Here is a 13,083-nt window from a genome sequence, read left to right as displayed (position 1 = left end):
TTTATCGGAAGTGGGGAATGATCTTGTCCGCGAACCGGTCCAGTTCCGACTCGATGGGCTGGAACTGGAGCATGAACAGCTCGATGCCGGCGTCGTGGAACACGTCGATGCGCTCGATCACCTGGTCGTAGGAACCGACCAGGCCGGCCAGCGTCCCGCCGTTCGAGCCGATGCGCTTGGTGCCGGAAAGGACCTTGTACATCTGGGTCTTCGGGTCGGTGCCGCCGGAGATCTCAGGGCGGGTCTCGGCATCGTCGAGCGAATGAAGATAGTCCAGCTCTGCGATCGCCTCCTCCTCGGTCTCCCGCGCGATCACAAAGGCGGACAGGCCGAATCGCAGCGGTGCACCGTGGCGCGGCCGGCTGCGCAGGTCCTCGACGACGTCTATGGTCTCGAGAAGCGGACGGCCGTTGATAAAGAACACGTTCGCGTGTTCGGCGGCCAGCTCCCGGCCCGGTTCGGATTCTCCGCCGACGTATAGCGGTGGCGGGTCGGCCGGCGCGGGGCGGATCACGGCGGGGTGACCGCCACGGTCGCCGATCGCGACGTGCTTACCTGCCCATAATTCGATGACGCTTGCCAGCCACTCGCGCGAATATGCGTACCTGTCATCGTGTTCCAGCGGATCGAGCCCCAGGCCTTCGAGCTCGGGCAGAAACCATCCGGTGACGAGGTTGACCGACAGGCGACCGTCCGCGATGTCGGCGACGTTGGCGGCGATCTTCGCGAAGACCAACGGGTTGAACAACAGCGGTTTGACCGCACCGATCAACTCGATGCGTGACGTCGCCTCGGCAAGTGCCGCGATCGTGGACCACGTTTCGAGGACGTCGTCCTCGGTGTTGCTCGGGTGGATGACGTGCTGCGCCAGCAAAGTGGAGTCGAACCCGGCCGATTCGGCGCGCAGCAGCAGATCGCGGGTGCGGCGGTAGCTCGCGTCGGGCGGGTCATGGGGGTGCAGGCGGGCACCGTGGTTGCCGTAGACGGGCGCCCACACCCCGAAACGCGGAGCCGGAAGGCCGGCGACATTGGCAGGCGGAGCCGGAAGGCCGGCGACATTGGTAGGTGGTGTGCTCACGAGCGGGTCAGGTAGCGCTCGCGTTCCCAGTCGCTGACCTCATTCGAGTACTCCACCCATTCGCTGCGGGCCAGTGCCGCGAAGTCGCGTACCGAATCGGCGCCGAGGATGTCTGCGATGGTGTCGTCGCGGGTCGCGAGTTCCAGTGCCACACCGAGTGATTCGGGCAGCGGAACACCTTTGATGTACAGGTTGCCGCCCTCGGCCGGCGGGGGATTGGACTTCGCTTCCAGTCCCGCGATCACCGCAGCCAGCGCCGAGGCGATCAGCCAGTACGGGTTGGCGTCCGACGCGCCGCTGCGCAGTTCGATACGGGTGGCCGACGGGTTGGTTTCCACCAGTGAGCGCACCGCGGCGCTGCGGTTGTCGCGGCTCCATGTCACGGTGGCCGGTGCGAACGAGTCGGGTACGAAGCGCCGGTATGCATTGACCGAATGCGCCCCGAACAAGGTGATCGACGGAAGATGCTCGAGCAGACCCGCGATCGCGTGCAGGGCGGTCTGGCTCTCGGCGCCGTCGTTTGGAGCGAAGGCCGGTTCGCCGTCGCGCCACAGCGAGATGTGCAGATGCTGGCTGCTGCCGGAGTGCTCGGTGAACGGCTTGGGCATGAAAGTGGCGATCTTGCCGTGCTTTCGGGCCACCTCCTTGGCGGCATACTTGAGCCGAACAGCATCGTCCGCGGCTTCCAGCGCATCGGTGTAGACCAGGTTGGTCTCGATCTGGCCTGGGCCGTACTCGGTTTGGATGCCCTCCAGGCGGGTGAAGACACTCAGCGTCTCGTAGAGATCGGTGAGTAGCGGATCGAGTGCGTTGGCGTTTTCCAACGAGTAGGCGTGGATGTCGTCCTGGAACGGTGATCCGTCGGTGTTGAGCAGGTACAGCTCGAACTCCACGCCGATCTTCGCGGTGTAGCCCAGCGATCCGAGCCGCGCCAGGACTTTCCGTAGGACTGCGCGAGGGTCGAGCAGCGACGGACTGCGGTCGTGGGAGACGATGTCGGAGATCACGTGACCTACTCGCGGGCGCCACGGCAGGGGCCGGTAGGTCGCGAGGTCGGGCACCGCGAACACGTCGGGGTAGCCGCCGATCCAGTTCGTGAGATCGAGTGAGTCGACGACTGCACCCTCGGTGTTCCAGCCCAAAGACGCTTCGCAGAAGGCGAATCCACTGCCCAGTGCGCGGTTGAGGAACTGCGACGCCGGAATCCGTTTGCCCTGCGCATGGCCGAACGGATCACTCCACGCCACCTCGATCTCGTGGAGTGAGCCGTCGCCGAGGGCATGGCGCAGTTCGCGCTCCTTCGCCGAAGTCGTGCGCGGGAACGCCGGCGCATCCACCGTCTTCGTCATGACTGTGCGACGGTGCTGTAGCGCACCCTCGTTCCGACGACGGCGCCCGCCGCGAACGCCGCGACGAGCAAGCCGACGATGACCCAGGCCAGCAGGCTGGAGCCGCCGACGAGGGTGTCTAGATTGGCGAGGATGAGCACCAACGATCCGACCAACCCGACCAGCCCGAGCGCCGGGGCGATGCGCACCCGCCACTGCGAGTGCCCACGGCGGTCCTTCCCGAAGAAGGCCAGGACCGCAACGCTGGTCGCGATCAGCAGCACGATGACACCGACGGTCGTCGCACCGGCGAACCAGGTGTAGAACTGCGCGGCAGGGTCGAGCTGGAACACCACGGCGAGTGCGACGCTGACCGCGACGACGCCGGAAATCCACAGCGACGCCTTGTGCGGCGAGCCGTGTTTGACATGCGGGCGGCTCAGCGACTCCGGTAAGACGTCGCGCTGCGACAGGGCGAAAAGGTAGCGCGATGCGATCGTGTGGAACGCGAGGATGCAGGCGAACAGGCTGGTGAAGTAGAGCACGGTGATTATGTCGGCACCCACGATGCCGATGTAGCGCGACGCGGTGTCACCCAGGAAAGTGCCTCCCGAATCGGTGGCGCGTGCCACCGCCGCCGCGTCACCCCAGCCCGAGATCAGTGCCCAGCTGGTGACCGCGTAGAAGACGCCGATCAGGATCAATGCGACGTAGGTGGCCCGCGGGATGGTGCGTTCGGGTGTGCGGGCCTCGTCGCGATAGATCGCCGTCGCCTCGAAGCCGACATAGCTGATGATCGCGAAAAGCAGTCCGATGCCCAGGGATCCGGAGACGATAGCACTCGGATCGATGATCCCCGTCGACAAACCTTGGTCACCGCCGCGGGCGACGATGACGAGATCGAGAACCACGACAATCGCGATCTCGGCCGTCAGCAGCACCCCGAGCACCTTGCTGGACAGTTCGATGTTGCGGTACCCGAGGAACGTCACTACGGCGAAGGCGAGCGCAGCGAACAGCCACCACGGCAGTGCGGGCCCGCCGACGAGTTCGACGACGGCGGCGCCTGCGGGTCCCAGCAGACCGTAGACACCGGCCTCCAGCGCCACGTAGCTGACGATCGCGACGAAGGCGATGCCGATACCTGCGGGCATCCCCAATGACTTTCGGACATAAGAGAAGAACGCTCCGGCCTCGTCGACGAACGGCGTCATCGCCGTGAATCCGACCGCGAACAGCAGCAGGATGATCGTCGAGATGATGAACGTCGCAGGGAAGCCGGCTCCGTTGCCCGAGGCGAGGCCCAATGGAACGACGCCGCCGATCACGCCCAGCGGCGCGGCCGCGGCCACCACCAGGAAGACGATGGACGCCACCCCGAGATTGCCGCGCAGCTGGCGTGCCGGTGCCGGCGGATCATCTCTCAAAGAATCTGGCGCAGCTGTTATTTCGGACATGGTGCCATCCTTCGATGAGTCGATAGGGTTATTGGACGCTAGGCCGATACGCGATGGGTCACCACATCTGAAGTCAGCGTGAGTCTTATTACGCGGCCGCGGCCTTGACCGCGCGGCCTACCTCGGTGCGAATCGCCGTGTACTCGGGTGAGCGGCGGAGTTCGTCGACGTCGACGCCCGTGCGGGGAAGGTCGACTGGAAGGTCCAAGGCCACTTGTCCCGGGCGGCGCGTGAGCACCACGATGCGTGAACCGAGGAAGGCGGCCTCGTCGGCACTGTGCGTTACGAACACGGTGGTGCGGCCCGATTCCGCGCTGACCTGGCGGACATCTTCCTGCAGTCGCTCCCGGGTGAGCGCGTCGAGCGCCGCGAACGGCTCGTCGAGCAGGAACAGCGGGGTCTCGGCCGCCAGTGCGCGGGCGATCGCGACGCGCTGCTGTTGGCCACCGCTGATCTCCCAGATCTTGCGGTCGGTAGTCCCTTCCAGACCCACTCGCGACAGCAGTTGGTCGCGGCGAGCGGCCCGGCGTTCGCGAGGCACTTTCGCGTACTTGAGTGCCAGGTCGATGTTTCCGCCGACCGTGCGCCAGGGGAACAGTCGCGGCTGCTGAAACACCACACCGGCTGTCACCCCCGGTGTCGGTGGTGTGCCCGATACCTGCACCTGCCCTTCGCTGGGCGACTCGAAGCCGGCCAGCAGCCGCAACAGCGTGCTCTTTCCGCAGCCCGACGCGCCGACCAGCACCAGGAACGATCCGGGGTCGATGCTGAGGTCGACCGGACCCAGTGCGGTGACCGCGTTGCGCCCACTGCCGTAGCGATGCGACACTCCGGCTATCCGGATGGCCGCGTTGTTGTTCTGTCGGACAACGTCTTTCAGATCACTGACTGAGGACACCGGGCAAACCCTTGGTGTAAATCGCATCCTGGAACGTCTGCAGCGGGGCCGCCGACGGAATCTGCTTCTGATCAGCCAGGAACTGCGATGCGCTCTGCAGGTTGTTCGCGAGGTTACCCGGCTTGCCTTCGCCACCAAGCCACTCAGCAGAGGCGACCTCCTCAGGCGTGAGGAACACTCCCTGCTTGATCTGACCCTCGGTCTCCTCGGGCGACAATCCGATCTCGGCGGCGACGGCCTTGGCGGCTGCGGCGGGATCATCGTGAATTAACGTCAGTGCGCGTGCCTCCTGCTGGCGCCAGGTGTCGACGACCTCCGGATGTGCAGCGGCGAATTCGTCGGACACCACACCCAGATCCAGCGTCGGCTTCCCGTCCTTCGCCAGTTGGCGGCTGGTGATGAGGTCCTTACCGCTCTTGCGCAGATCGTCCAGCGTGGGCAGCCATGTGTACGCCGCGTCGATGTCGCCACGGTCCCATGCGGCCAGAATCGCCTGGGGCTGCAGGTCGACCAGCTGAACATCGTTGGGAGACAGCCCATTCTGGGCGAGTGCGGCCAGCACGCTGTAATGCGCCGTCGAGGCAAACGGAGTGGCGACCCGCTTGCCCCTCAGCTGCGCGATGGTGTCGATACCGCTGCCGTTGCGTGCGACCAGCGCCTCGTTGTCACCGGCCACGTCGAGGACGAACGCGACCTTGTACGGGATGTTCAGTGGCGCCGACAATCCGCGGGCCACCGGGCTGGATCCCAGGGCGCCGAAGTCGAGTTCCTTCGCGATGAACGCGGTGTTCACGTCGGCGCCGGAGTCGAACTTCGTCCACTTGATGTTGTAGTCGGGCAGCGCTTCTTCTAGCCAGCGGCTGTTCTTCACGATCAGGTCACCGCTGGGGAAGGTCTGATACCCGATTCGGATTGTCGGCTTGTCCGCCTGCTGTCCCGACTGGTCGACGGAGCAACCGGCCAGCGCCAGTGTGGCAACAACCAATGCAGCGAATACGGTTTTCAATCTCATATCTTTCCTCTCCAGGGGACAGCGCGCCGTTCGATGGCACGGAGCAGACCGTCGATGACAAGTCCGGAGATGCCGATGGCGAAGATGCCGACGAGCACGACCGGAGTGTTGTTGTAATTGCTTGCGTCCTTTACCAATCCGCCGACACCGGGGATGCCGTTGAACAGTTCGGCGGCCACCACGGACGAGTAGGCCATGCCGACCGCCAGGCGGATGCCGGTGAACGTCTCGGGCAGCGCCGAGGGGACGACGACGTCACGGATGACCTCGGTGCGCGAAGCGCCAAGTGCGCGAGCGGCTTCCTGCAGACCCACCGGTGCCGCGACGACGGCTGCGGTGGTCGCCACCGCCGCGGGCGGCAGCGCGGCCAGCGCCAGTAGCGTGATCTTGGGTGCCTCGTCGATGCCGAGCCAGATGACGAGAAGGAAGAAGTAGGCCAGCGGGGGCAGTGCGCGCAGGAACGTCAGCCAGGGTTCGAGCACACTGCGTACCCAACCGATCGAGCCCATGATCAGGCCGAGCAGCACTCCGAGCGCTACACCGATGACGACACCGGCGAGCACCCGGCGCAACGTCATGTAGAGGTGTTCCCACAGCAGGTAGCCGGCGTATCCACGGACTCCGTCGTGGGTGGTCGACACGTCGACGAAGGCCTGCCACACCGTGCTGGGGTAGGGCACAAACGTCTGGTTCCAGATGCCACTGGCCGCCGCGAACTGCCACACGACGAAGAAGACGAACAACGACAGCAGGGGGAGCGCCGCGCGAGTGAGCCTGCCGCGCCACTTTCCTGCGGGCGGCGCGGAAGCCAGCGAGCCGACCTGCTGCCCGTCGGGCGCGATATCTTCAAACACCGACACAGTACGCGACCTTCTGTTGCTGAGATGGAACGGAAATGGCTCAGCGACAGCAGAAGTCGTCAGACAGCGCGGTGGTCATTCCGCTATTACTACCGGCTTCTGCGTGCGGCGTGCAGGGATAGGCTCAGTGCGAATTTAAAGTGTCGGCGGCTTGGCCCTCCTCGGCCATGACCGACCGCAGCTCGTCACGGCTACGGATATCAAGCTTCTGATAGATGTGGCGCAGGTGGTATTCCACGGTCTTCGGGCTCAGAAACAACGCCGCCGCTGCTTCTTTCGTGGTGGCACCGCCACCGAGCATTCCCGCGATGCGAAGTTCCTGCGACGTCAGTACATCGAGACGGCCTTCCCCGTTGCGCCGCAGCCGTTCGCCGGTCGCGTCGAGCTCACCGGACGCGAACTCCGCCCAGGGGCGGGCGCCGAGTCGGTCGAATTCCTCTAGCGCTGAGCGAAGGTGCGGCCGCGCCGCCGTCCGAGCTTTGTCACGGCGCAACGCGGAGCCGAACGCCAACCGCGTTCGCGCGACCTCGTATCTGTCCGGGTTGAGTTCGTGTAGTTGGAGTGCCTTTTCGAACTGCGCACACCGCTCGCCGGCGTCATTCGCGACCAGCGCGGTCGCGCGGTACGCTCGTGCCAGCGCCCATGGTTGATCCTTCTCGAGCGCGCGTTGCAGGTAGTCGCGCGCGGTAGCCCGTGCGGCCACGATCTGCCCCTGCCGTACCTGCGCCTCGGTGAGCTCGGGTCCCGGCGCTAAGTCGACATCCTGGAAACTGATGTCGGACAATATCTTTTCCAAATCCACGAAGTGTGCAACGGCCGACTCGGGGTCCGCTTCGGCCAATGCCAGGTCGCCCAATGCGAATCTCGCCCACAGGCCGGCGAACACGATCTGGTGGCGGTGCGCCAACTCCAGCGCCTCGCCGGCATTGGCGCGGCACTCGTCGGTATGGCCCATGCGAGCCTGCAGCCACGCCAGGCCAGACAGCGACGCGGCGAGATCGGTGCTTTGCCCCGTTTCCCTCGCCAGGGTGACACTTTCGTCATACTGCGTCGCGGCCGCCTGCCAACGGTCGGTGGTGGCGGCGTCACGCGCGGTGTGGAACAGGAGATTGGGCAGCGAGCCGATCGCTGTCTGCGCGCGTCTTTCATCCTCGAGACGACGAATGGTGTCCCGGCCGGCCGCGCACTCGCGTAAGAACAGCGTCCCGATGATCGCCCAGTCCGGCCGGTGCGGATCATCCACCGCCCGTGGCTCGTCGCGCAACGCATCGACACCCCTCCGCAGCCACCGCACGCCGTCGTCGCCTGCCAACACCCGAGCCACGCCGATGGCGAACATCGCGCGAACTCGAGTCGACGCCGTCGGGCACACGCCGAGGAGTGCCTCCATCCGGTCGGCCGTGGCCGACCCGGCCGCCGTGTCGCAAAGGTAGAAGGTCGCCGTCACGGCGTCGGCGAGCAGCGCAAGCGTCGTTTCCGGATTGGACGTTGTCGTGCGTTCCGCCGCCGTGGTCAGGAGTTGGTACGCGTCGCGCAGCGATCCGGTTCGTAGCGCGATATTTCCACGCAGCGCATCGATTTCGGCCTGTGCGGACGGAGTCGCCGTGAGTGCGGCCGCGTCGAGTAATTCGCGGGCGCGGTCGGGCCGGCCGGCCAACCAAGCCGAGTCGCCCGCGGCGATCAGCCGGGTAGCACGCAATGAGTGGTCGTCGGTCAGCTCTGCGCTGCGCTCCGATGCCAGCGTCGCGGCACCGTAAGCGCCCTGCGCACGCGCACGTTCGGCGACCGCCGTCAGATCTGAAGCGACCGCATCGTCGGGGCCGATTGTTGCCTGGCTGAGATGCCACGCCCGTCGGTCGTGCGATGCAGCGGGCAGAGCATCAGCGACGGCTCGGTGAACCGCGCGTCGCGCGTTCCCGTCGGCGGTGGCATACACCGCCGATCGGACCAGCGGATGGCGGAATTTCGCACGACCTCCGACGATTTGGAGCACACCGATCGCCTCTGCACCGCCGAGTTGGTCGATCGTGGTGCCCACCGTCCTGACCGCCCGCGATATCAGCGCCAGATCGCCGTCGGCGACAACGGCGACGAGCAGCGCGAGACGCGACGCGTCGGGCAGTGCCGTGATTCGTTGGCCGAACGCTTCGACGACCGTCTGCGGTACGGGCACCGGGAGCTCGGGCGGAAGGCTGCGTACGCGTTCGATGTCGCGGGCCAGCTCGACAATGGCGAGCGGACTACCCAGCGTGAGATGATGCAGCTTCGCGACGAGATCGGCCGGAGCCGGTGTAGCGCTGGTCGTCTCGATCAACGCCGAGGCGGCCGACAGGTCCAGCCCGCCGAGATCGACCACGGGAAGGTCGCTTTCGGCGAGTACCGCACCGGGTTCAGGCCGCGTGCAGATCAGCATCGCCACCGCGTCCGCGAGGAGGCGGCGGGCCACGAATGTCAGCGCCTCAGCGCTCGGCGCGTCGATCAGGTGCGCATCGTCGACTAGCACGAGAAGCGGACCCTCTTCGGCGTAGCGGCTGATCAGACTCAACGTGGCCGCGCCGACCGCGAACCGCGCGGGAGCCGGGCCGTCGCGCAGCATCAACGCCACCGCCAAGGCCTCGGCCTGCGGGGCGGGGAGCCGATCGATCAGATGAAGTGCCGGACGCAGCAGTTGATGCAGGCCCGAAAAGCCGAGCGCCGCCTCCGCCTCGCTGCCGGACGTCCGCATCACCGCCATATCGCCGGTGCTCGCCACGGCGTCCTCCAGGAGCGCGGTTTTACCGATCCCGGCTTCGCCCCGCAGAACAAGCACACCGCTTTGACCAAGTCGCGCCGCGGCGAGCAGCTGCCCGATGCGCTGCTGCTCTGACACCCGGCCTACGAGCATGGGCTGATGCTACGGCGAAGACGACTAGGTGGGTCACCTGATTCGCGAGCTGGCAGCGGCGTGCGACCGTGGTTTCACCTGGTGAAAGGAAGAGTCTGATGAACACACCCACTGTCGTCGCATCCGCGGTCGACCCGGAGAAACTGATGGCATTCGTATTCCGCGCTGTCGAGGAAGCGGGTGCGGCCCTGAACTGCGCGCTGGTGGTCATGGGCGACCGTCTGGGCTATTACCGCGCTTTGACCAGTCTCGGCCCGTCGACCCCGTCGGAGCTGGCCGAGCACACCGACACCGACGAGCATTACGCCCGTGAATGGCTCAACGCGCAAGCGGCGGGGTCATATGTCGACTACGACCCGGCGACCGGTCGCTACCACCTGCCGCCCGAACAGGCGGCAGCGCTCACCGATGAAACAAGCCCGGCGTTCGTCACCGGTTTGTTCCAGATCGCACACGGAACAGCACGCGACGCGGGGGATGTGATGGTGGCGGCAGCCACCGGGGACGGCGTGGGCTGGGGTGAGCACAACCACGACGTCCACGAAGGTTGCGAAAGATTCTTCCGGCCCACGTACGCCGCCTATCTGGTGAATTCCTGGCTGCCCGCACTGGACGGGGTGGTGGACAAGCTCAACCGTGGGATATTCGTGGCCGACGTTGGCTGCGGACACGGGGCGTCGACGATTCTCATGGCGGAGGCGTTCGGGCGCTCGGACTTTCGCGGCACTGACGCACACGTCGAATCGATCGAAACAGCCCGGGAACGGGCCGCGCTTTCGAAAGCCGGTGCCGGAATCACGTTCGAATCCGCCGCCGCGGATGCCTTCACAGGTGGTCCGTACGACCTGATCACGATGTTCGACTGTCTGCACGACATGGGTGACCCGATCGGCGCGGCCCGCCATGTGCGCGAGATGATCGCCGAGGACGGGACGTGGATGATCGTCGAGCCCGCCGCGGGCGATCACGTCGAGGACAACTTCAACCCGATCGGCCGGGCCTACTACGGCTTCTCGACGCTGCTGTGCACGCCGTCATCGCTCGCCCAACCGGTCGGGCTCGCCCTCGGTACGCAAGCCGGACCCGCGCGGATCCGCGACGTGGTCACCGCCGCGGGCTTCACCCGATTCCGGCTAGCGGCACAGACGCCGTTCAACCATGTTTTCGAGGTTCGGCCCTGAATCGCATCTGGCAGACGAGGATGGTGGCATGCCCGAACAGCGTCGAGCACGTCCTCCTGACGCGTCCGGTGAGGTGACCCGCGAGGGCGTCACCCTGCACTTCGACGTGTACGGCGAGGGTGCGACCACAGTGACGCTCATACCCACATGGTCGCTGGTCGATTCGCGAGTCTGGAAGGCCCAAGTGCCGTACCTTTCGCGGCACTACCGGGTCGTGACATTCGACGGACGTGGGTCGGGCAGGTCCGACAGCCCCACTAGCATTGAGGCGTACGCGAACCGCGAATACGCGGCTGATGTCCTCGCGGTGCTGGATGCGGTGGGCGTCGAACAGACCGTGCTGGTCACCCTGTCGCGCGGTATCGAGTGGGCCGCTCGCGTGGCGGCGTCAGAGCCGCAGCGGATTCAAGGCATCTTCGCAATCGCGCCGTCGTGTGACATCCCGGCCGCAGGTCTGGATTTCGAGAGCCTGGCCTGGTCGCAGGCCGTCGACGAGCCAAGCGGCTGGGAGAAATACAACCGGCGCCACTGGCTGAACGGCGGCCTCGAAGACTTTCGCGACTTCTTCTTTGCGCAGATGTTTCCAGAGCCGCACTCGACCAAGCAGATCGAAGACATGATGTTGTGGTCGGCTGATATCGACGCCGATACACTGGTGAAAACCACTGCAGCCCGGCTTGATTCGACGCTTCGCACCGACGACACCTTTCTGGACATCGTCGAATCAATCCGCTGTCCCGTGCACATCGTGCACGGTACCAAGGACAAGGTGAGCCGCGATGCCGTCGCTGTGCAACTAGCTGACCAGGTCGGCGGATCGCTTACGCTCATCGAGGGATCCGGTCACGGACCCTCTGCGCGCGATGCGGTACGGGTCAACACCATCATCCGGAAGTTCGTTGAGTCGGTCGCGCCGGTCCCGCAGCGCGCACGGCATGTGCGGGCGTTGCGGAGGCGCCGTCGCGCGTTGTACCTCTCCTCGCCGATCGGGCTCGGACACGCCCGCCGTGACGTCGCGATCGCCGCGAAACTTCGTGAGGCCGTGCCGGATGTGCAGATCGACTGGTTGGCCCAGGATCCGGTGACCCGGGTGTTGGAAGCCGCGGGGGAGAACGTGCATCCCGCTTCGAGGTACATGCTCAACGAGTCGACGCACGTGGAAAGCGAATCGGGCGAGCACGACCTGCACGCGTTCGAGGCTATACGTCGGATGGATGAGATTCTGCTCGCAAACTTCATGTTGTTCGCCGAGGTGGTGTCCGAGGAACCACCTGATCTCGTAATCGGCGACGAGGCATGGGAAGTCGACTATTTTTTGCATGAGAATCCGGAGCTGAAGAACTTTCAGTTCGCGTGGCTGACCGACTTCGTCGGGTGGCTGCCGATGCCCGATGGCGGGGCGCGTGAAGCCGCGCTCACCGCGGATTACAACGCCGAGATGATCGAGCACCGCAGCCGATTTCCGTGGTTGCGTGATCGGTCGATCTTCGTTGGAAGCCCGGAAGATGTTGTGGTGCAAGAGTTCGGTCCGGGGCTGCCGGACATCAGGTCGTGGACCGAGGAGAACTTTGACTTCTCCGGGTATGTACTCGGATCGCCGCCTCCCAGCGGCCCGGAGCGGGCGGCCTTGCGCCGCAAGCTGGGCATGAAGACCGACGACAGGCTCTGCGTGATCACCGTCGGTGGTACGGCGGTCGGCGGTTCGCTGTTGCGGCGGATAGTCGAAGCCGCGCCCAAGGTGCGAAAACTTCTGCCCGAGATGTGTTTCCTGGTCGTCACCGGGCCTCGGATCGATCCGGATACCGTTCCGGCCCGCCGCGGCGTCCGAGTCCGGGGATTCGTCCCGGACCTCGCGGATTACCTGGCCGCCTGCGACATCGCAGTGGTTCAGGGCGGATTGACGACATGCATGGAGCTGACGGCTGCGGGAACTCCGTTCATCTACATACCGCTGGAGCATCATTTCGAGCAGAACTTCCACGTCCGGCACCGCTTGGAACGCTACGGCGGGGGACGGCGAATGCACTATGCCGAGGCCGCAGATCCCGACTTGCTGGCGAAGATCATCGTCGATGAAATGTCATCGGCCGTGCCGTACCTGCCCGTCGAGGCGGACGGGGCGCAGCGAGCTGCGGCAATGCTGGCCGAGTTGCTCTGAGACGTAGAGACTAGAGAGGTACCGGATTCGGGTCGCGCCCGAAGGGGACCATGAAGGCTCCGTTGACGCTGGCTGTACCTGCCACCGGATTGCTGGCGAACAGACCGGCGTCACCACTGCGCCGCTATTCGGGGCGCCGTCGTACCCCTTAGTGGACATCGACCCGACTGGACGCATAACCTAGCTTGGTTATGCGCTTAAGCACGGCGTGGACAACGGTGTTCCCG

9 protein-coding genes are annotated in these 13,083 nt (G+C 65.5%); 2 read left to right on the top strand and 7 right to left on the bottom strand.

Annotation, left to right across the window (positions count from 1 at the left end; genetic code table 11):
* Nucleotide 1: 1 nt before the first annotated feature.
* The 7 genes from G6N42_RS11190 to G6N42_RS11160 form a co-directional block, all read right to left on the bottom strand.
* Entirely contained in the window at nt 2-1,078 is a 1,077-nt protein-coding gene (locus G6N42_RS11190) for an LLM class flavin-dependent oxidoreductase (RefSeq protein ID WP_163729640.1), read from the bottom strand.
* A complete protein-coding gene (locus G6N42_RS11185) occupies nt 1,075-2,427 on the bottom strand; it encodes a glutamine synthetase family protein (protein WP_163729638.1) in 1,353 nt (450 codons plus the stop codon). Before G6N42_RS11185 ends, G6N42_RS11190 begins: the two co-directional genes overlap by 4 nt.
* Entirely contained in the window at nt 2,424-3,863 is a 1,440-nt protein-coding gene (locus tag G6N42_RS11180) for an APC family permease (RefSeq protein ID WP_163729636.1), read from the bottom strand. Before G6N42_RS11180 ends, G6N42_RS11185 begins: the two co-directional genes overlap by 4 nt.
* 88 nt (nt 3,864-3,951) lie before the next feature.
* Nucleotides 3,952-4,761, bottom strand: a complete 810-nt coding sequence (locus tag G6N42_RS11175) for an ABC transporter ATP-binding protein (RefSeq protein ID WP_434059576.1) — start codon at nt 4,759-4,761, stop codon at nt 3,952-3,954.
* Complete coding sequence (locus G6N42_RS11170; RefSeq protein ID WP_163729632.1) at nt 4,745-5,773, bottom strand: taurine ABC transporter substrate-binding protein; 1,029 nt, start codon at nt 5,771-5,773, stop codon at nt 4,745-4,747. The genes G6N42_RS11175 and G6N42_RS11170 overlap by 17 nt, the downstream gene beginning before the upstream one ends.
* Nucleotides 5,770-6,633: an ABC transporter permease gene (locus tag G6N42_RS11165; protein WP_163729630.1), complete on the bottom strand. Its 864-nt coding sequence runs from the start codon at nt 6,631-6,633 to the stop codon at nt 5,770-5,772. Before G6N42_RS11165 ends, G6N42_RS11170 begins: the two co-directional genes overlap by 4 nt.
* Nucleotides 6,634-6,757: 124 nt before the next feature.
* Nucleotides 6,758-9,517 carry a helix-turn-helix transcriptional regulator gene (locus tag G6N42_RS11160; protein ID WP_163729628.1) on the bottom strand — a complete coding sequence of 920 codons (2,760 nt, stop codon included), beginning with the start codon at nt 9,515-9,517 and terminating at the stop codon, nt 6,758-6,760.
* A gap of 98 nt (nt 9,518-9,615) precedes the next feature.
* Here G6N42_RS11160 and G6N42_RS11155 point away from each other — a divergent pair, with 98 nt between their 5' ends.
* Both G6N42_RS11155 and G6N42_RS11150 read left to right on the top strand, forming a co-directional pair.
* Nucleotides 9,616-10,698, top strand: coding sequence for a class I SAM-dependent methyltransferase (locus G6N42_RS11155; protein ID WP_163729625.1), 1,083 nt, complete (start codon nt 9,616-9,618; stop codon nt 10,696-10,698).
* Nucleotides 10,699-10,726: 28 nt separating this feature from the next.
* A complete protein-coding gene (locus tag G6N42_RS11150) occupies nt 10,727-12,856 on the top strand; it encodes an alpha/beta hydrolase (RefSeq protein WP_163729623.1) in 2,130 nt (709 codons plus the stop codon).
* Nucleotides 12,857-13,083 lie beyond the last annotated feature (227 nt).

It is taken from the genome of Mycobacterium gallinarum (genome assembly GCF_010726765.1).
Classification (GTDB): Bacteria; Actinomycetota; Actinomycetes; order Mycobacteriales; family Mycobacteriaceae; genus Mycobacterium; species Mycobacterium gallinarum.
Note: the sequence above shows the minus strand (reverse complement) of the source record. Positions and strands in the feature narration are given on the sequence as shown.

What these genes read in the sequence shown, in the direction of transcription:
- G6N42_RS11185 (WP_163729638.1), bottom strand. Translation starts at nt 2,427, where the DNA reads ATGACGAAGACGGTGGATGCGCCGGCGTTCCCGCGCACGACTTCGGCG.
- G6N42_RS11180 (WP_163729636.1), bottom strand. Translation starts at nt 3,863, where the DNA reads ATGTCCGAAATAACAGCTGCGCCAGATTCTTTGAGAGATGATCCGCCG.
- G6N42_RS11170 (WP_163729632.1), bottom strand. Translation starts at nt 5,773, where the DNA reads ATGAGATTGAAAACCGTATTCGCTGCATTGGTTGTTGCCACACTGGCG.
- G6N42_RS11160 (WP_163729628.1), bottom strand. Translation starts at nt 9,517, where the DNA reads ATGCTCGTAGGCCGGGTGTCAGAGCAGCAGCGCATCGGGCAGCTGCTC.
- G6N42_RS11155 (WP_163729625.1), top strand. Translation starts at nt 9,616, where the DNA reads ATGAACACACCCACTGTCGTCGCATCCGCGGTCGACCCGGAGAAACTG.
- G6N42_RS11150 (WP_163729623.1), top strand. Translation starts at nt 10,727, where the DNA reads ATGCCCGAACAGCGTCGAGCACGTCCTCCTGACGCGTCCGGTGAGGTG.